The sequence below is a fragment of the Hydrogenimonas sp. genome (assembly GCF_029933015.1).
Taxonomy (GTDB): domain Bacteria; phylum Campylobacterota; class Campylobacteria; order Campylobacterales; family Hydrogenimonadaceae; genus Hydrogenimonas.
On the sequence record NZ_JAOZOZ010000004.1, the window covers coordinates 1 to 19,046 of the forward strand.

22 protein-coding genes are annotated in these 19,046 nt (G+C 56.3%); 19 read left to right on the forward strand and 3 right to left on the reverse strand.

Annotation, left to right across the window (positions count from 1 at the left end; translation table 11 throughout):
- The 13 genes from Q1K23_RS00700 to Q1K23_RS00760 all read left to right on the forward strand — a co-directional run.
- Positions 1–1,251 (forward strand): DUF6701 domain-containing protein (locus Q1K23_RS00700; protein ID WP_300361110.1); only part of this gene is annotated, 1,251 nt, incomplete at its 5' end.
- Positions 1,248–1,889: a type II secretion system protein gene (locus tag Q1K23_RS00705; RefSeq protein WP_300361113.1), complete on the forward strand. Its 642-nt coding sequence runs from the start codon at positions 1,248–1,250 to the stop codon at positions 1,887–1,889. The genes Q1K23_RS00700 and Q1K23_RS00705, both read left to right, overlap by 4 nt.
- On the forward strand, positions 1,886–2,821 hold the full coding sequence (locus Q1K23_RS00710) for a type II secretion system protein (protein WP_300361116.1): 936 nt from the start codon (positions 1,886–1,888) through the stop codon (positions 2,819–2,821). Before Q1K23_RS00705 ends, Q1K23_RS00710 begins: the two co-directional genes overlap by 4 nt.
- Positions 2,821–3,264, forward strand: a complete 444-nt coding sequence (locus Q1K23_RS00715) for a hypothetical protein (protein WP_300361119.1) — start codon at positions 2,821–2,823, stop codon at positions 3,262–3,264. Before Q1K23_RS00710 ends, Q1K23_RS00715 begins: the two co-directional genes overlap by 1 nt.
- Positions 3,261–3,731 (forward strand): prepilin-type N-terminal cleavage/methylation domain-containing protein, encoded by a 471-nt coding sequence (locus Q1K23_RS00720; RefSeq protein WP_300361121.1) that lies wholly within the window; start codon positions 3,261–3,263, stop codon positions 3,729–3,731. Before Q1K23_RS00715 ends, Q1K23_RS00720 begins: the two co-directional genes overlap by 4 nt.
- Positions 3,732–3,749: 18 nt before the next feature.
- Positions 3,750–5,234 carry a hypothetical protein gene (locus Q1K23_RS00725; RefSeq protein WP_300361123.1) on the forward strand — a complete coding sequence of 495 codons (1,485 nt, stop codon included), beginning with the start codon at positions 3,750–3,752 and terminating at the stop codon, positions 5,232–5,234.
- Positions 5,231–5,851: a type II secretion system protein GspM gene (locus Q1K23_RS00730; protein ID WP_300361125.1), complete on the forward strand. Its 621-nt coding sequence runs from the start codon at positions 5,231–5,233 to the stop codon at positions 5,849–5,851. The genes Q1K23_RS00725 and Q1K23_RS00730 overlap by 4 nt, the downstream gene beginning before the upstream one ends.
- Entirely contained in the window at positions 5,848–6,252 is a 405-nt protein-coding gene (locus Q1K23_RS00735; protein WP_300361128.1) for a hypothetical protein, read from the forward strand. Before Q1K23_RS00730 ends, Q1K23_RS00735 begins: the two co-directional genes overlap by 4 nt.
- Positions 6,249–7,793, forward strand: a complete 1,545-nt coding sequence (locus Q1K23_RS00740) for a secretin N-terminal domain-containing protein (protein WP_300361130.1) — start codon at positions 6,249–6,251, stop codon at positions 7,791–7,793. The genes Q1K23_RS00735 and Q1K23_RS00740 overlap by 4 nt, the downstream gene beginning before the upstream one ends.
- Positions 7,794–8,594: an ATP-binding protein gene (locus tag Q1K23_RS00745; RefSeq protein WP_300361132.1), complete on the forward strand. Its 801-nt coding sequence runs from the start codon at positions 7,794–7,796 to the stop codon at positions 8,592–8,594. It begins immediately after the preceding gene.
- Positions 8,587–9,495 carry a hypothetical protein gene (locus Q1K23_RS00750; RefSeq protein WP_300361135.1) on the forward strand — a complete coding sequence of 303 codons (909 nt, stop codon included), beginning with the start codon at positions 8,587–8,589 and terminating at the stop codon, positions 9,493–9,495. Before Q1K23_RS00745 ends, Q1K23_RS00750 begins: the two co-directional genes overlap by 8 nt.
- Positions 9,492–11,162, forward strand: a complete 1,671-nt coding sequence (locus Q1K23_RS00755; RefSeq protein WP_300361138.1) for a GspE/PulE family protein — start codon at positions 9,492–9,494, stop codon at positions 11,160–11,162. Before Q1K23_RS00750 ends, Q1K23_RS00755 begins: the two co-directional genes overlap by 4 nt.
- Positions 11,163–11,165: 3 nt before the next feature.
- Positions 11,166–12,407 (forward strand): type II secretion system F family protein, encoded by a 1,242-nt coding sequence (locus Q1K23_RS00760; RefSeq protein WP_300361141.1) that lies wholly within the window; start codon positions 11,166–11,168, stop codon positions 12,405–12,407.
- A gap of 212 nt (positions 12,408–12,619) precedes the next feature.
- On the opposite strand, the gene Q1K23_RS00765 is transcribed toward Q1K23_RS00760, so the two are convergent.
- Genes Q1K23_RS00765 through Q1K23_RS00775 form a run of 3 tightly spaced genes read right to left on the reverse strand, consistent with a single transcriptional unit; the run spans position 12,620 to position 14,076 of the window.
- Positions 12,620–13,090 (reverse strand): type II secretion system protein, encoded by a 471-nt coding sequence (locus Q1K23_RS00765; RefSeq protein WP_300361144.1) that lies wholly within the window; start codon positions 13,088–13,090, stop codon positions 12,620–12,622.
- Positions 13,091–13,096: 6 nt separating this feature from the next.
- Complete coding sequence (locus Q1K23_RS00770; protein WP_300361147.1) at positions 13,097–13,573, reverse strand: type II secretion system protein; 477 nt, start codon at positions 13,571–13,573, stop codon at positions 13,097–13,099.
- Between the two features lie 32 nt (positions 13,574–13,605).
- The gene (locus tag Q1K23_RS00775; protein WP_300361150.1) at positions 13,606–14,076 is read right to left on the reverse strand and encodes a type II secretion system protein; all 471 of its coding nucleotides are present in this window, start codon (positions 14,074–14,076) and stop codon (positions 13,606–13,608) included.
- A gap of 199 nt (positions 14,077–14,275) precedes the next feature.
- Between Q1K23_RS00775 and rpmE the strand changes: the two genes are divergently transcribed.
- The 6 genes from rpmE to Q1K23_RS00805 form a co-directional block, all read left to right on the forward strand.
- Positions 14,276–14,479: a 50S ribosomal protein L31 gene (rpmE, locus tag Q1K23_RS00780; protein WP_300361153.1), complete on the forward strand. Its 204-nt coding sequence runs from the start codon at positions 14,276–14,278 to the stop codon at positions 14,477–14,479.
- Positions 14,480–14,508: 29 nt separating this feature from the next.
- A complete protein-coding gene (gene rsmI, locus Q1K23_RS00785; protein ID WP_300361156.1) occupies positions 14,509–15,333 on the forward strand; it encodes a 16S rRNA (cytidine(1402)-2'-O)-methyltransferase in 825 nt (274 codons plus the stop codon).
- Between the two features lie 123 nt (positions 15,334–15,456).
- Positions 15,457–16,140 (forward strand): 23S rRNA (guanosine(2251)-2'-O)-methyltransferase RlmB, encoded by a 684-nt coding sequence (gene rlmB, locus Q1K23_RS00790; RefSeq protein WP_300361158.1) that lies wholly within the window; start codon positions 15,457–15,459, stop codon positions 16,138–16,140.
- Positions 16,133–17,017, forward strand: coding sequence for a hypothetical protein (locus Q1K23_RS00795; RefSeq protein WP_300361161.1), 885 nt, complete (start codon positions 16,133–16,135; stop codon positions 17,015–17,017). The genes rlmB and Q1K23_RS00795 overlap by 8 nt, the downstream gene beginning before the upstream one ends.
- Positions 17,011–17,832, forward strand: coding sequence for a hypothetical protein (locus Q1K23_RS00800; protein ID WP_300361164.1), 822 nt, complete (start codon positions 17,011–17,013; stop codon positions 17,830–17,832). The genes Q1K23_RS00795 and Q1K23_RS00800 overlap by 7 nt, the downstream gene beginning before the upstream one ends.
- A 24-nt stretch (positions 17,833–17,856) precedes the next feature.
- On the forward strand, positions 17,857–19,046 hold a 1,190-nt coding region (locus Q1K23_RS00805), incomplete at its 3' end, for an LL-diaminopimelate aminotransferase (protein ID WP_300361166.1).

The window sequence follows — 19,046 nt, forward strand, 5'->3', positions numbered from 1 at the left end:
AAATATATGCGAAACGGCGAAGCCAACGGTTCCATGGCAGGTTCTCTGACGGGAACGATTTCGGCTTTCTCCGACGGTGAGGCCGATTTACGTCTGAGTTTCGACGATGTGGGCATCGTGACGCTGGAGCTCAACGATACCTCCTGGTGTGCCGTCGATGCGGACGATACGCCGGAGATCAACCGTACCATCTATGGAGAGAGGAACGTGACCTTCATTCCTCACCATTTCAGGGTGGAGTTCATCGCCTCGCCCCGCATGGAAGACAACGACACGGCCGGCGGCTTCACCTATCTCTCCAACGACCTGCATATGAGTGCGTGGCTGCGGAATCTGAGCCTGAAAGTGACGGCCGAGGGAGAAAAGGGGGGAACGATGAGGAACTTCTCCAATCCGATGAACCGTCTCTTCGCCGATCCCGTCGATATCACACCCCTTTTGAGTCTGCCGGCGAAGCACTCGCCCGCCCGTACTCTCGGCGAACCATTGCCCAAAACGGGGGCCGATCTGGGTTTCGCTTCGGGGGAAGCGGTGCTGAGCTATTCGGATGTGGCGTTCAATTACGACCGCACCTATGACGAACCGACCGATCCCTTTCATGTGGCAGGCAGCGAAGGCAACCTTTCCGTGACGCTGCAGGATGCGACCTATCCTTCGGTGGCGGGAGGTGTTGTGTCAAATTTTTCCGGCGGTGCCACATTCTATTTCGGCCGGCTGCGCGCCGAAGATGTCGCCACGACCGAACGGAGTGTCGAAAATGTCGTGGAGATCGAAGTCTACGACAGAAACGCTCCCTCTTTCGTCACGGGTTTTCGGCAGAACTCCCTTCGCTGGTACCGCAACGAAAAACAGAGCAGCCGGATGAACGGAGGAATCAAAGATGCCAACGCCACGGCCGACATCGCGCTTTCGAGCCCTTCCGACACGGACATTCTCATGGATTTCAGCCGATATGGAAACGGAACGGTGACGATGGAGATCAATACCACCGTGGACGTTCCGAGAAAACGGATCATCCATCTGGACATCGACAGTTGGCTATGGTACGTTCCGAAGGGATTTGGAAGCCCATACGCCTACGACGGGGCGAGCGACTGCACGAAACACCCCTGCTTCGGTTATACCTATATCGGAAAAGGGCGGATCAGGGGTGTGCAGAGCGGTGAGATCAACGGATCCGATTTCGATACGGGAGCGCTGGAGAGCAACGCCACGTACCGCCGCAGACAGGGAGTGAAACTTTTCCGATGAGACGGGCATTGACGATGGTGGAGCTGATCTTTACGATGGTGATCATCGGGCTGGTTTTCATGGTCGTCCCCAAAATCGTTTTCGTCACCAACAAGAGTTTCGAAACGACCGTCAAAGAGGAGGCGCTCTACAACGCGATGGCGCTGATGGGTATCATCGTCCATCTGCCGTGGGACGAAGAGAACACGAAGTATGACCGGATACTCTCCGTCTCGGCAGGAAACGCGGCCTACAGATGTGACGATACGACCGGGTTCTACAGAGTGGGCGGATTCGTCGGATCGCGAAACTGTATCGACAACAGCGCCACACCGATGAACGCCTCTTCGACATTGGGACGGGAAGACGCCTACTTCAACGATATCGACGACTACGACGGCTTTCAAGTCGATACGACCACACCCTACGGCGCCAAATACCGCCTGCAGGTTTCCGTCTCCTATCTGCAGGATCCTTCGCCGGGCAGCGTCGTCGACCTCTCGGCCCTCTCACCGGCTTCCGGTTCGACCGACATCAAGGAGATCAGGGTGACGGTATCCAACGTGCCGGGAAGGAAGAAAGCCCCTTTCACCTCGTCGCTCTACTACCACTCCGTCAATCTGGGGCAGATCTACATCAACAAAAGAGCGTGGCGATGAGACGGGGCTTCACGCTGATCGAGATCATCATGGTCATCGTCGTGACGGGTATTCTGGCCGTCGGTACCTTCAAAGCCCTCAGCGCACTCTTTGTCAGGAGCGTCAAAGCCCGGGCCGTCACGGAACTCTCCATCTCTTCGCAGGCGGCCCTCGACCAGCTCGCCATTTTGCTTTACCACCGCATACCCGCATCCGTCATCGGCTACGATCCTGCGGATGGTACACTGCTGCCGCTCTCATCCATCGTCTCCTCCAAACCGGTGCTGGAGTGGATCGGTACCGCCGAAGAGGCGTTGACGAAGAGGGATTACAGCGGCTTCGTGGATATGAACAGAAGTTCATCTTCGACCGATACTCTCTTTTCCCCCGAGAGTGTCGGAAGTCGTGTCGATGCGACGACGCGCCTGAAATTCGGCCGCTCCGGCAACGTCTTTTCCGACGATCTGGTGCGGCTCGCTTTTGCCGGGACCTTCGACGAAGGGGATGATACCGGCGGCGACATACGCAACGCCTTCGGATGGCACGGCGGCAGGAGCGATGCGCTTTTTGCCATCGACATGGGCGATACGGGCGAAATCCGGCTGAGCGGCGATCCTGCTTATATCTACGAAAAGTACTATCTGGCCGATACGGCCTACGGCGTGGCCCGGGGGAGAGACATCGACACGAACGCCTCATGCATCGCGAACCTTCCGGCGGAGGTGAAAGATGATACGCTCCTGCTCTTTTACGACTACAGGCCCTGGAAAGGGGAGAGCTTCTGCGCCGATCCCAACGGGGGTGGAGCGGGAAGCGTGACGGTGATCGCCGAACATGTCGGCGGTTTCAGAGCCGAGTACGTCAACCGGACGATCCGGCTGAGCATCGATCTGCTCCGGCCGGTACGAAGTTCGTCACCGGTGCATCTTTCGAAGCAGAAGGTGGTTTTCTGATGCGGCGGGCGTTTGGAATCTGGCAGGCTCTCATCATCATTCTGATCGTCAGCGGCCTGATGGTGGTGGCGATGCGCTACGCCAAAATCGGTGCCGTCCACACGGCGGACAGCTATACGAGAGAGCAGGCGGAGCTCTTTTTGCAGAGTGCCGTCGAGATCGCGATGCTCCAGATCGCCGGGCACGACAGAAGCTCCGGATGTCTCGACCGTGTGCATGTCGTATCGAAAGATGGAAAGTTCGTCGCGGACATCGCCATCGTCCGCTACTATCTTCTCGAAGGAAGTGCCGATCTGGCCGCCTGCGGGGCGCTTGGGTATCCGATCGAGACGGAGGAGTCCCACGGTATGGTGATGATGGAGGCGGTCGTCGCGACCGATCCGAACCATCCGAAAGTGGTCCATCCGGTGCGGATCGTGCGAAGGAGCCTGCAGAGACCATGAGACATACGGCATTCACCCTGATCGAACTGATTTTCGTCATACTGCTGGTGGGGATACTCGCCATGGTGGCCACATCCCTATCACGTCCCGACAGGCTTCTCAACGACACGAAGTTCGTCCTCTCCAAAGTGTTGAAAAGCCGCTACGAAGCCATAGGCTACGACCACAGAAATTTCGACGGCACTCTGCAAAGCGACAACATCGGATGTCTGAGGCTGGAGAGAGACTCCCTGGAAGAAAACCTCTCCAAAGCGGGTGCCTACCGGATGAAAGAGGATACGCGGATCACGGTCTCGGGCCTCGGAGGGAACACAATTTGCTTCGATGCCATGGGAAGACCGCACGACGGGGATTTCGGACTCCCTTCACTATTGCATCGGGAGGTCGATATTACTATCGGCGATACCAAAAAGAGTTATTCGATCACGGTCTATCCGATCAGCGGATACGCTACAATGAAATATTAAAAATTTAAATGGATACAGATGGCAGTAGATAGCGTTTTTATCTGTTCGGAGAATGAGAAAGGGCTGTTGAGATTCGACGGTTCCTCTTTCGAAAAAGCGACTCCGAAACAGGCGAAAAGGGGGCATTGCGGAAGTGTCGTGCCCGTCGACATCATCCACTCCCACACTTTCAAGATCCCCATCGGGACGAGCGAAGAGAAGATCGAGACGATCGTCGAGATCACGATGTTCGAAGAGGGGGGTCTCGATCTTGAGAAAGAGTACGCGATCGCCTACGTGAAGCATCCGCTCGATTTCGAATCCTCCTGGCTCATCGAGGCGTTCGCGGTGGCCCACGACAGACTGCACGAACTCTACGACGCCGCGGCTTCGGTGACGGGACGCATCGATCTGCTGGCCATCCCCTACCTGATCTACGAAGCCCTCTATGCCTACGACAAAGCCGACGCCTCCGCCGTCGAGCTTTTTCTCTATATCGGTGACGAAGCCTCCTACGCCGTGCTCTGCAAAGAGGGGCGCTATGTGACGCATCGGGGGTTGCCTTCCCTCCAGTCGATCGCCCTCAAGGCGCAGGTGAGTGTCGAAGCGCTGAAAGAGTCGCTGCGTCAGCGGGGCCTGGAGAGAGAGAAGTACGGTCCCGACGAATCGCTGCTTGTCACGACGATCCAGGACACCTTCGCCAACATGACCGAACGGATCGCCCAGACGGTCAACCACAAACGGGGAATCTTCGGTATCGGAAGTGTCGATACGATCCTGATCGATTTCGAGCAGGAGACGATTCCGGGTCTGTGGGAGCTTTTCGACGGGTACGGATTCGAAGAGAGCCGCAAGGGGGCGCTCAGCTGCTGCGAGACGCTCGAACCCGCCCTGCAGCACGAAGGCGTCGAAGCGCTCTATCTGCTGGCTGCGGCCCAGGAGAGGATCGAAGCGCCGAATCTCACCATCTTCGAGAAGCGTCCCGGTTTCTGGTGGAGCCATACGGGAAAGTTCGTGGCCGCCGCGGGACTCGCCACGCTCGTGACGGTCGGATGGGGTGCGCTCGAGCAGATGGAGCTCGAAGGGTGGCAGACGAACCGTGCCGATCTGGAGGCCCGTCTGATGGAGGTGCAGGAGAAGTCGAAGTATTTCAGAAAAAAACTTCTCGAAGAGCGTGCCGCACGGGATGCCGTGGCCGAAAAGCTGAAAGAGGCGCGGCAGAATATCGTGGCGTTCGATGAAGCGGCCGACGCCATGATGCTGATCAAGGCTTCCAAGGCCAAGCGGCAGAAGATGATGCAGGATGTCGTCGAAGCGCTCCAGAGATACTCCCTCTCGGCCACATCGATGGAGCAGAACGGTTCGAGAACGATGAGGGTCGACATTCTCACCAGCTACGCCAGACGTGACAGGATCGCCAAATTCATGAAGGATCTGGTCGACAGAGGGTACGAAAACGTCGGAACCGAAGCGATCAGGCTGGATAAGGATGTCTACCAAAGCCGCGTGGAGATCGTCCGATGAGTCTGCTGCAGGATACCGAAAACCAGTTCGAAGCCTTCTCTCCCGCCAAACGGCTGATCGTGACGGCCGGTACGGCGCTGATGATCCTGGCGCTGGGGTGGTATGGATGGATCGATCCCATGCAGCAGCGGATCGAAGCGGAGAAGACGGAGTGCGAACAGCTCGAGCAGAAGATCGCCAGCGTCGATCTGCGCCGGATCGGTCTGATGCTCGAGAAGGTCAAGCGCAAAAGACTCCAGCTGCAGGAGGAGCTCGAAAAAACCGAAGCGGCGAAACGCTATCTGCAGAGCCGGGCGAAGCGGCTCGATTTCATCTGGTTCGAGCAGAAGAGTTTTCTCGAAATGCTCGACAGGGTTCTGAAGCGTTCGGTGGAGCTGGGCCTTCGCATCGACCTGATCGAAAGTTCCGACGAGAGCGGAGAGATCTCTGCGATGATCGAAAAGAAAAAGGCGGTGCGTATCGACGGGGCCGGAAGATTCGCCGATATCGTGAAGCTGATCCACTATATCGAGAGTTTCAACGCCCTGTTGAAAGTCGAAGGTGTGAAGATCTTCCTGAGCGAAGAGGGGGAGACGCTCTTCCATCTCGATCTTCTCAGTTACGGAGCGAAACCGTGAAAAAGATCTGCACTCTCACGCTCTTTCTGACGGCTCTGGTGTGGGGTTCTGCGATCGATGTCGAGAGCATCGCGAAAAAACTCGAAAAAGTCGGGAGGTGGAGACTTCCCGAAACACCCGACTACGTGATCTACGACCCCTTTCGCAGAGCCGAACCTCTGATCAAACAGGCGAAAAAGAGAACGTACGCGCCGCAGGCACCCGTCGTGAGGGTTTCTGCCATCATGAACGAACGGGCCTTCGTCAACGGACGGTGGGTGGCCCGGGGTGATAGGATCGGCCCGTACCGGATCGTCGCCGTCCGTGCCGGTGGTGTCGTGATGAAGGAGGGGGGACGAACGCTCTTCATACCCCTCAAACGAAAAAAGAAACTATTGAAAATCAAGGAAACGGAACAATGAAACGGATAATGGCCGGATTGCTCTTTTCGGCACTGATGCTTTTCGGATCGGCCGACTGCCAGAATAAACTCTTCTCCTTTTCCACCGGCTCACAGGCTGGACAGATCACGATATTCGACATCGTCCAGAATCTGGCGGATACCTGTGAGTTCAGTGTCATGTTCGCCGACGAAGAGGCGAAAAGAGTGGTTCGCACACCGCTGCAGCTTGTCCATATACGCGACTATTCGCTGGATGAGATGTTTTCGTTTCTCTTCGACGAGCACAATATGTTCTACCGCTACGATCCCCAGCGGCGCATACTCACGATCTCCTACATCGAAACCAAATCGTTCCACATCGACTACGTCAATCTCAGTGAACTGAAGACCGAGTCGATCAAATCGATCACGGTCGGGGCTTCGAACAACAACGATAACTACGATACTTCCGGCAGATACGGAACTTCCGGTGGCGGAGGCGGATACGGCGCGTCGGGTTACGACAACGATAACGGTGGCGACAACTCCGACTATACGACGATCAGGACAGTCACCGAGTTCAAGTTCTGGGACAATTTCAAGGACCAGATCGACGCGATCCTCCAGCGTGACGAAGACAGTCATACGGTCCAGAGCAAATCGCTGATCAACAAAGAGGCGGGCATCGTCACCGTCACGGGTACGAAACGGCAGATCGAACGGGTGGAGGAGTATATCGACCACGTCACCGGACGGCTGCACAAGCAGATCATGCTCGAAGCCAACCTGATCGAGTTGAGGTACGCCGACAAGAATACGACGGGTGTCGACTGGAGCCGTTTCGATCTGAAGCTCAGGGGCCTGGCTCGAAAAGGCGGCGCATTTCTGCTGCCCGACAGCTACAAGCTGGGCTACCAGTTCACGATGGACGGTCTGCTCGATTTCCTGCAGCACTACGGCGATGTCCGCACGATCTCCAACCCCAAGGTCATGACCCTCAACAACCAGCCCGCCGTCATCAACGTGGGCGACCAGATCAACTACAAGTACCAGACGGGTGCCATCACGACCACCACCACCGGAAACCCCGTCGGCACCAATACCTATACGATCGGCTCCGTTTTCGTCGGATTGACCCTCAATATCGTGCCGGAGGTGACCGACGACGGATTCATCATCCTCAAAATCAATCCGGTCGTCAGCGAACCGATCCAGCAGAACGAGGGACTCGACTACAACAGACTGCCCGGCGAGGGGGATTTTTCCTCCAATCCGAGCGACTCCAACGAGGACTCTTCGATCCGGCAGATGCCTCCGGATGTGAAGATCAAGCAGCTGACCTCCATCGTCAAGGTCAAAAACGGCCACAAGGTGATCATCGGCGGGCTCATCAGCAAACGGGTGATCAACTCCAACACCAAAGTGCCGCTGCTTGGAGACATCCCTCTGCTGGGGCGGGCGTTCCACCACACGGGAACCAAAGTGCAGAAGGTTGAGCTGATCGTCATCATCACCCCCAGGATCGTCGACGGGACCGCCGTCCCTTCCATCGATGACGCTTTGCGGATGGAGGAGCGGTGAATGGGTGACCTGAAGAGAGCTTCCGAACTTTTCGAAGACCGCGTGGACAGGAACGACTACTACGACGCGGCCAGTTCGGAACTTTCGAAAACGACGCTCCTCGCACTGATCGACGAGGCGGAGCGGCGGCCGATCTTTCTGCTGGGAGATCCCGGCGTCGGAAAGACGAAAATGCTCCACACGCTCAAACAGGCGCTTCGTGAAAAGGGGGACACGCGCACGATCGTCCATCTCGACGAGCCCTTCTTCGATCCGCTCTCCTTTCTGCAGCGGCTGGCCCGGGAGTGCGGCCTGGCGGAGGAAGGGCCCATGGACGACCTCAAAAACCGCGTCGTCGACCATTTCCGAGAGAGTGAACACCTGATCATGATCGACGAGGCGCAGCTGATGAACGAAAGTTCACTGGAGTTTCTGCGGATACTCTCCGATACGAAAGCCTTCCGGTTTCTGCTCTCGATGCACAAGGAGGAGGGCGAGGAGATCCTCCGCAAACCCCACTTCAAATCGCGCAGCCACAAGGTCGTCCAGATCGGCCGGCTCGATGCGGTGGAGGTGGGGGAGTATCTCTCCACGACGCTTCTGCGGGAGGGACTGGGCGAGATTTCCACGATGCTCGACAAGGGGGTGGTGCGGCGCATCCACCGCTACAGCGAAGGAAATTTCAGAAACGTCAAGCGGATGGCCCAGGTGCTTTTCGAACTGATGGAGCACGCCCGGAGCAACGGTCTGAAACAGTACCGCAAACCCAACGCCTGCCTGCTGGATATGGCGGCGATCGACCTGGGGCTGATCGATGCATAACCGCTTCGAAGAGCTGCAGAGGCGCTGCAAACAGCGTAGAAGAAAGATGTTTCTGAAGTGGAGCGCGGCTTTTGCCGTAGTGATCGTTATAGCCGCCGGGGCGGTTTTCTACCGGCAGGGAGGCTTCCTCGTCGAACCGGCCGGCGTCACGCCGACAGCGGCAAAGCCGGCGACGGTAGCGCCCGAGCCTGCGGCGGCGGAGTGCGAAGCGGCCGCTTCCGCCCCGTCCCAAAAGAGGGCGACGCCGGAAAAACCTGCCGTAAAGAGCTCCGGGTCCGCTCCTGTGGCGGAGAAGGAGGCCCAAACGGTACGGAAAAAAACGGTGCCGAAGAGAGTGGAAAAGAGCGCGGAAAAGAAGAGGATCTCCGCCGCCGGGGTCACCGAAAAGAGTGCGCCCGCCGGACGTGCCCCAAAGAGCGTGAAAAAGTCCGTACCGCCGAAACCGAAACCGGCGAAAAAGCGTGCGGAAACGAAGAAGCCGATGCAGCGTCCAAAAGCGGAAAGTGTCCCGGGCGAATCCCCTGCCCAAAAGAGTGGGGCGCTTACGACGAAAAAGCCGATCAAACCGGTGCTCGAGGTCAAGGAGGTGCAGGATCTGGACGCTCTGATCCGCCAGTACGAGAAGTATCCGCGCTATGTGACGGCGCTGAAGATCGCCAATCTCTACTACGAGAAAAAGGATTATGAAAACGCCGCACTCTGGGCCAGAAAGGCGAATCTGATCGACCGGGACGACGAGGATGCGTGGGTGCTCTACGCGAAATCGGAGTACGCTCTGGGAAACAGGGAGCGCGCGAAGCGGATTCTCAGGCTCTATCTCGACTACAGAGATTCGGTGAAGGCCAGAACGCTTCTTCTGTCCTGGAGCAGAGAGGACGGAAAAGAGGAGAGAAGAAGATGATACGACAGAAAATCCGTCTCGGGGATCTGCTGGTCGAAAAGGGGCTCGTGACGGAGTCGGAGCTGCAGCACGCCCTGAAGGTGCAGAAGGAGAGCAATTTCACGAAAAGACTGGGAGAGATCCTGGTGGACGAAGGATTCGTGACCGAAAGGGAGATCGCCGAACAGCTGGCCGAACAGCTTCATCTGGAGTTCATCGATCTCTACGGCGTGGAGCTCGACTCCAAACTGCTGGGCCGTTTTCCGATCCAGGTGCTCAAAAACGCCTGGGCGGTTCCTTTCAAGGAGGATGAGGAGTATATCTACGTCGCCACCTCCGATCCGCTCAACTACGACGCGCTGGAGGTGCTCGAGCGCTCCGTCGTCACCAAACCGCTCAAACTCTACATGGCGATGAAAGGCGACATTCTCCATATCTTCCAGCGTCTGGAGATCATCCACAACACCAAATCGATCGTCGAGGAGGTGAAGCGGGAGATCAGGCAGCACGGCATCAAGAACGAGAGCGAAGAGAGCGCCGTGCTGAAACTGATCCGGCTCATCATCCGCGATGCGATTTTGCGCAACGCCAGCGACCTGCATATCGAGCCGGACGATCACGACGTCTCGATCAGGGCCAGGGTCGACGGCGTTTTGCACGAGACTTTTATCTTCGATCTGGAGGTCTATACGGCGCTGGCTTCGAGGATCAAGATTCTGGGCAATCTCGACATCTCCGAGCGGCGTCGTTCCCAGGACGGACGCTTCATGCTGATCGTCGACGGGAAGGAGTACGACTTCAGGCTTTCGACGACACCGACACTCCATGGCGAATCGATCGTCATGCGTATTCTCGACCAGCAGAAGGTGCTGCTGAAGATGTCGGAGCTCGGTTTCGAGGACGAAAACCTCAAAGTGTTCCAGGACGTGATCCATCAGCCCTACGGGATCGTCCTGCTGACGGGACCCACCGGAAGCGGTAAGACGACGACCCTCTACGCCGCGCTCAACGAAGTCAAGAGCATCGAAAACAAGGTGCTGACGATCGAGGATCCGGTGGAGTACCAGCTGCCGCTGATCCAGCAGGTGCAGGTCAACGAAAAGATAGGATTCACCTTCGCCGAAGCGCTCAAATCCTTTCTGCGTCAGGACCCGGATATCATCATGGTGGGGGAGATCCGCGATTTCGAGACGCTCAACGCGGCGGCCCAGGCCTCCCTGACGGGCCATCTGGTCTTTTCGACCCTCCATACCAACGACGCGCCGAGCGCCATCAGCCGGATGGTGCAGATGGGGCTGGAACCCTATCTGATCGCCGACGCCCTCATCGCCATCGTGGCGCAGCGGCTGGTGCGCAAGATCTGCCCCTACTGCAAAACGGAGACCAAACCGCACCACGACATGCTGGAAAAAGTCCGGAAGTGGCTGCCGGAGAACCCGAAATTCTACAAAGGGGTCGGATGTCCCCAGTGTGAAATGACCGGATATATGGGCAGGACGCTCATCGTCGAGATTCTTCGTGTCGACGAGATGGTGGCCCAGAAGATCTCCGAAGGGGCGACGAAACTGGAGATCGCCAAGATCGCGCTGGAACGGGGGGTCTACCGGCCGATGATCGAAAACGGCATCGACAAGGTGCTCAAGGGCGTGACGACCCTGGATGAAATTCTGCGGGTGACACGGAGCTAAGAGATGCGCTATTTCCGTATCGAGTATCGTCAGGGGAAACGGCGGGACGCCATCGTGCTGGAGTCGGAATCCAAAATCGACGCCATCCGCCGCTTCCAGCGGATGACGCTGGGAGTGATGCTTTCGGTCAAGGAGGTCTCCAAACCCTTTTCTCTGACGCTCCGAAAGAAGATCGAAGAGCTTCGCTCGCCCCTTCGGAACAAGCGGGTGGCACAGGAGCCCTACATCGCTTCTTTGCGTCAGATCCATGTCATGCTCGATGCCGGCATGCCGATCAACCAGTGTATCGAAGAGGCGATCAACTCCACCGACGACGAGATGCTCAAAGCGATTCTTGGATCGATCCTCAAAGATGTGGAGAGCGGTGTGAGTCTGAGTGATGCGGTGAGGCCGTTTGCCACACAGCTGGGGAACCTGTCGGTTTCGATGTTCCATCTGGGGGAGCAGACGGGTACACTCTCGGATTCGATCGCGAAGCTGGCCGACATTCTCGAACAGATTCTCGAAAACCGCCGACAGCTCGTCAAGGCGACCCGCTATCCGCTCTTCACGATCATCGCCATGATGATCGCTTTTATCGTCGTCATCGTCATGGTCGTGCCCCAGTTTCAGGAGGTCTTCGCCGATACGGGCGCGGAACTTCCCTACCCGACGCAGCTGTTGCTATGGATCGAACACGCCGTGACCCGGTACGGTCCCTATATGCTGGGCGGTGCCGTAGGACTCGTCACTCTCTTCTCCTGGCTCTATCGTAAATATCCCGAAGTACGGCTTTGGGCGGACCGATGGCTGCTGAAAGTCTATATCGTCGGGAAAGTGACCCATTATGCGATGATCGGACGCTTCGTCTATATCTTCAACGTCCTGATGCATGCGGGCATACCGATCACCGACGCGCTCGATGCGGCGATCGGCGTCGTGGACAACGCCTGGATGAAGGAGAGGCTCGCGACGATTCGGCGGGCCATCGAAGAGGGGCGTCCGCTGCACAGCGGTTTCGAGGAGAGCGGCATGTTCGCCAACATGATCAACCAGATGGTCAAAGCCGGAGAGCAGGGCGGTGCCCTGACGACGATGCTGCAGAAGGTGACCAGGTATTATCAGGATCGCTACCAGTACATCGTCGACAACGTCGCGGCCATGATCGAACCGATTTTGATTTCGGCGATCGCGGGATTTGTCCTGCTGCTGGCTCTGGGGATCTTCCTGCCGATGTGGAGCATGGCGGAAGCGATGGGAATGTGATTGGCGTGAATAGTGAACGGGGAACAGGGAACGGGAAATGGGGAACGGGAAACGGGAATGGGTTTTGATCGGCCCGTTCACGTTTTCCGATTCCCGAAAAAAAAGGATAAAGCGTGGAGAGCGAGATAGGAACCATCACGATCGCCGTGTTGAGCACCGTGATTCTGGCCTTCGGTTTCTGGATTATCAAGAAGATCACCGAGATGTAATGGTCAGTTGTCGACCAGGGTGAACTCTCCGGTGGCGGGGTCGTATGTCCAGTAGTCGTCGCTGTCGGGTTTTCCGGGGATGTCGGGATTTTTCGCCTTGACGCCGTCGTTGGAAGCGGGGCCGCGGTAGTGGCCGGCGCTGTCCTTGATCCATTTGATATTGTCGGCGTTTTTCAGGATTTTGTTGAGGGGATGGTTGTCGTCGCTTCCCAGTACGATGGGAAAGCCGTTGGTTTTGTCGAACTGCGACGCATCGGTGGGATCGATATCCTTGCCGCAGACGAAGGAGCCTTCGTTGATGATCCACTCACCGTGACAGGCGTCGATGGCGGTCTGTACCGAGGCGGCCGTCGAGAGTTCGGAAGCGATTTTCGCGTTGTCGCGCATTCCGGTGAAGCGCGGAAGCGCGACGACACTCAGAATGCCGATCAGGACGATGACGAAGACCAGTTCGATCAGAGTGAAGGCGCGCATCGTTTCCTACTGCAGCTCGATATCGACGCTGTAGATGCCGTCGAAGGTGTCGTCGCGGGGGGCGACCAGCCGTTTCATCTTCTGATATTTCGGATTGTCGATGTTGTTTTCCACTTTGATTCGCGTATGCAGAACCGGCGGTCTTTGGGTGTGGTCGATCAGGATCGTCGCGTTGAGGTCGCCCTGGGGGCCGATATACACCCAGGCATCGTCGGATGCGCTGTTGTAGTTGCGTGTAATTTGCCAGTAGGGCGAGCCTTTGATCTCGTAGATTTCAGAAATCTTCGCGTCCGTCCCGTTGAGGTCCATCAGGTTGATATACGCGGGCGGCACCGAAGAGAGCGAATCCTGCACGATCTTGAAGACGCTCGTCACTTCGGCGTTCTGCCGCATATGCTGGAGTTTGGGCAGAGCTACTCCCGCCAGTATGCCGATGACGATGATCACGAAGATCAGCTCGATCAGTGTAAACCCGCGTTTCATAATTAAATCCTTAAGTTTTTCAGAAAATATTGTTATTCGGTAGCAAGATCAATTGTCGTTGTGTTTCTGTCATTGCTGAAAGTAAGTCCAAGCTTTCTATTTAAAGAATTTTGGACATCATCTTTATTCGTACCAGCGATATATGTAAATACTTGAACCTGTCCATTATTCAAATATCTAAATTGCATGTATTTTGCATTGTCGATGTAATATCTAAAATAGTCCTCGTTGTTTTTCCACCAGCCTTTACCAGTATTTGGATTGATTGGCGATATTTTCATCAATGTTTCCATACTGACTTCGTCTGCAGTCAAACCATTAAGTTCTGTAGCATTCAAATATGAGGATGGCCCGCTCGTCATCAATGCCGTATAGGCTTTAACCATATTGGAGACTTCCGCATTCTGCTTCAGATTGGTGAATTTGGGCAGTGCCACGACCGAGAGGATTCCGATCACCACAATGACGAAGATCAGTTCGATCAGCGTAAAACCTTTTCGCATCATTAAACTCCTGTAGATGTTGTGCACTAGTCATATCGGCCGTAATCGTCAAAAAGTTTAGGAGAAAAAAGAGCCACGGTATTTGCAATTTTTTTCCGTTTCGAGTATAATTACACCCCTCCCCCTATGTAGCAGCGGTTTCGTACTATGTCGAGCCGCTGTTGTATACGACGCCAAATCTATACATGAAGGAACAATCATGAAAAAAGGGATCCATCCTGAGTATATGGAGTGCCACGTAAGCTGTGCCTGCGGAAACAGTTTTACGGTACTTTCCAACAAGCCTGAAATGCGTATCGACATCTGCAACGCGTGCCATCCGTTCTTTACGGGTTCTGAAAAGATCGTCGACGCCACCGGACGTGTCGAGAAATTCAAAAACAAATACAAACTCGGTAAATAAGACGGCGGAGACCCCTCCAGGTTTTCGCCATGCTCACACTTCTTCCCACCCCCATCGGCAACATCGAAGATATCTCCCTTCGTGCCCTGAGGGTTCTGGAAGAGGCCGAAATACTTCTCTGCGAAGATACCCGCGTCACCAAAAGACTTCTCCATCTCCTTTCCGAACGCCACGGACTGAAACACAGAATCGAGAGATTCGTTTCGATCCACAGCCATAACGAAGCCGAAACCATCCGCTCCTTTTCCGTCGACATGTTCGAAAAGAACGTCGTCTATGTGAGCGACGCGGGTATGCCCTGCATCAGCGATCCGGGCGCGCTTCTGGTAGCCTGGTGCCAGGAACATGGTGTCGACTATACGGTGTTGCCCGGCCCTTCGGCCTTTGCCACCGCCTATGCCGCCAGCGGTTTTGCAAATCCCCGGTTTCTTTTTTACGGATTTTTGCCCCATAAAGGAAAAGCGAGAGAAGAGGCACTTGCCGAAGTTCTAGGCAGCCGCTATCCTGTCGTCCTCTACGAAGCGCCGCACCGTCTCGAAAAGCTGCTGGAGGAGCTCGAGCGCCACGTACCGGAACGGACGGTTTTCGCCGCCAAAGAGCTGAGCAAAAGACACGAACGTTTTTTCAAAGGGACGCCCTCCGAGCTCAAAGAGACGATCACGGGAACTCTCCTGAAAGGCGAATGGGTCATCGTCCTCGATGCGTCACCGCAGAGAGCCGGTGTGCCGGGGATGGATGTCGCCCAGATCGAAGCCCTGGAACTGCCGCCGAAACAGAAGGCGAAACTCCTCGCCAAAGCGACCGGCAGAAGCGTGAAAGAGTGCTACGAAGAGTTGGTGAACCGGGAGCGGTGAACAGAAACGGGGAACGGGGAATGGAGAATGGGTAAGAAGGCTCTTTTGGAAGTGGATACTCTTCGTTTCCGTTTCGGTAACAGAGCGGCCCACTTTTAATCTTTCTTTCGATAGAATCTACCCATGATAGTCTACGGCAAACAGATTTGCAGATTTTTGATGGAGCGACATCCCGAACTGATCGACCGTTTTCTGCTGGCGAAGGAGCTCGACCGCAAAGAGTTTTCCGCCGTCAGCCGCATCGGCAGACCGATCGACCGCATCGATGCCAAAAAGGCGCAGGCCCTGGCGAGAGGCGGCAACCATCAGGGGTGGCTCTGCGATGTGAAACCCTACCGGTATGCCGATGTCTCGCAGTTGAAAGAGGGTAATTTTCTGGTCGTGCTCGCCGGACTGACCGACGTGGGAAACATCGGGGCGATCATCCGTACAGCCTACGCGCTCGGAGCCGACGGGGTCATCGCCGCCGGCATCAGACAGCTGCAGAGCGAAGCGGTGGTACGCACCAGTGCCGGTGCGATGTTCGATCTGCCCGTGGCGGTGGCACCGAATCTCCTGGATCTGCTCAACGAACTGAAACTGGCCGGTTTCACACTCTACGGTGCCGGTATGGAGGGTGAGCCGGTGGACGATATCGAAGTGGCGCCCAGACGTGTTCTGGTCCTGGGAAGCGAAGGAAGCGGAATACCGAAGCGGGCACTGGAGAAGATGGACAGGGTCGTGACGATCGAAATGGCCAGGCCCTTCGATTCACTGAACGTGAGTGCCGCTGCGGCGATACTAATCTACAGGATGGGACATGCTTGAGACGATATTGGAGAAATATACGATCGAGGTGGTGGTCAACCGGACGAAGATTTCCCGGAAAAATCTCGAAAAGCTGAAAGATAAGAATTTCGAAGGGTTCACCCGCCCCCAGGCGCTCGGATTCATCCGGATTCTCGAAAGGGAGTTCGACGAAAGTTTCGACGATCTGAAAGCCGAACTGGATACCTGGTTCAAAGATGTTCCTTCGGTTTCGTCCGAACCCATCTTCGTCAGAGAGGAGCGTGTCGAGGAGGGGGGCTCCAAAAAGTGGATCGTCGTCGTCCTGGTTCTTCTGCTTCTGGGATTGGGAGGGTATCTGTTTCAAAAAGAGTTCGGAGTGGGTTCCGATACGAACGTGACCGCCGGGGAGGTCTCGACGACCCCGACCCCGGCACAGGGTGAAGGGGCCTCCTCCCCGCAGCGACCCCAAAAGGCACAGGAGAGCGCCCATGCGCCGGCCGCATCCGCGGAAGCCTTCGTGCCCGAATCGGTCGAAAAGGGTGACGAGAGTGCCGCAGCCGAAGAGGTGAAAGAGGAGAATCTGAGTGCACCGGAACCGGCGCCGCAAGAGGAGCAGGAGGCCTTCGTGCCTCTGGAAAATGTCGCCCTCACACCCGTCGTGAAACTCTGGTTCGGAACGATCGATCTCAAGACGAAAAAGAGAACGGCCAAAGTGACGGCCAATCCCTACGAAATCGAGTCGAGAGGAAAGAGACTGCTGGTCACCGGCCACGGACGTTTCGAAATCAGTGACGCCTTCGGCAACCTTTTCAAATTCAACGACGCGAAAAAACACTACTTCCTGATCGACGACGGAATGGTGAAAGAGATCACGGCGGCGGAGTTCAGGCGTCTGAATGGAGGGAAAGGTTGGTAAGAAAGCTCCTTTTCATCCTTCTGCTCGCTTTCAGTCTCCATGCCGCGACGGCCATGGAGCGCGCAGCTTCTTTGCTGGATGAGGACACCTATCGCTCACACCGGAAACTGGTCGCGCTGCTTTTCGAAAACGACAGCCGTTTTCGCCACGGATCGGGATACGATATGGTGAAGATCGCGACCGTTCTGGAAGAGAACGGCCTGCTCCATCTGAACCTTCCGACCTACAGGACGGTAGAACTCTCCTTCGAATACGGCGGCGAAAATCCGCTCTTTTTCATGAAAAGCGTCGACGAGACGCTTCGGAATCTCGGCTATGCATCTTTCATGACCCGCAGTGCGAGACTCGACAAGAACGGTTTCGTCTGGAATGTCTCGCTCAGGACCGACACCATTCCCGATCCCGTTTCGCTCGCGAAACGGTTCGCCAGAACGGGAGCGGCGGTGACGGATATCGAACGTCTCGAGACTACGCGATGGCGATATCGGGTGGATATGAGCCGGGCACGGATCGCCGCGTTGCCGATTTTCGCCGGCGACATCAGAAAGGTGGTCCGTCCCGTCCGTCCCGTGTGGGTCGATGTGTCGAAAATCAGGAGACTGACGATTCGGGAACTGCCGGGAAGCCACTGGTACGCCGACGTGGTGGTTTATGATAAAATGCTGCGGATTTTATCGGTGAAGCAGAACGACACGCGGACGAGATATATGCGTCTGCGCCTCCCCTCCGATGCGGCCTATGTGAAAATCACCGACAGGTTCACTCTCGAAAATCTCCGAAGCGGTGTGAAACTGAGCGCACAGGGTGAAAGATAACGGACGAAAAGGTAACGAAACATCATGTTTGACGAGATAGAATTCGAAAAGCTCAAACGTCTGCCCAAATACGTATTTGCCGAAGTGAACGATCTGAAGATGGCGGCCAGACGTGCGGGCGAAGACGTGATCGACTTCAGTATGGGCAATCCCGACGGACCCCCCAGCGAAAAGATCATCGAAAAGCTCATCGAATCGGCCAGAAAACCGAAAACCCACGGATACTCCGCCAGCAAGGGGATCTACAAACTGCGGCTTGCCATCTGCAACTGGTACGAGCGCCGCTACGGTGTCGCGCTGGATCCCGAAACCGAGGCGGTGGCCACGATGGGCAGCAAAGAGGGATACGTCCATCTGGTGCAGGCGATCACCAATCCGGGCGACACCGCCGTCGTACCCGATCCGACCTATCCGATCCACTCCTACGCCTTCATGCTCGCGGGCGGCGCGGTGCGGAAGATGGAGCTGGTCTTCAACGAGCGGTACGAAGTGGACGAGGACCTCTTTTTCATCAATCTCAAGCGGGCCCTCGTCGAGTCGGTGCCCAGGCCAAAGTTCGTCGTCGTCAACTTTCCCCACAACCCGACCACGGCGACGGTGACGCCGGCTTTCTACGAACGGCTGGTGGACATGGCCCGAAAAGAGCGTTTCTACATCATCAGCGACATCGCCTACGCCGACATCACCTTCGACGGCTACAAAACGCCCTCGATCCTCTCGGTCGAGGGGGCCAAGGACGTGGCGGTGGAGAGCTACACCCTCTCCAAGAGCTACAACATGGCCGGCTGGCGGGTCGGCTTCATCGTGGGCAACCGCAAACTGGTCGGCGCGGTACAGAAGATCAAGAGCTGGCTCGACTACGGGATGTTCACCCCGATCCAGGTGGCGGCGACGATCGCCATCAACGAGCTCGAAGACGAGGTGCAGAATACGATCGAAAAGTATCGTAAACGCCGGGATGTCCTGATCGACGCCTTCAACAAGGCGGGATGGCCCATCGAAAAACCCAGCGCCAGCATGTTCGTCTGGGCGAAACTGCCCAAAGAGGCGCTGCATCTGGGAAGTCTGGAGTTTTCCAAAAAACTGCTGACCGAGGCGAAAGTGGCCGTCAGCCCCGGCATCGGTTTCGGCGAATACGGCGACCAGTACGTCCGCATCGCCCTGATCGAAAACGAAAAGCGGATACGCCAGGCGGCCCGCAACATCAAGAAGTA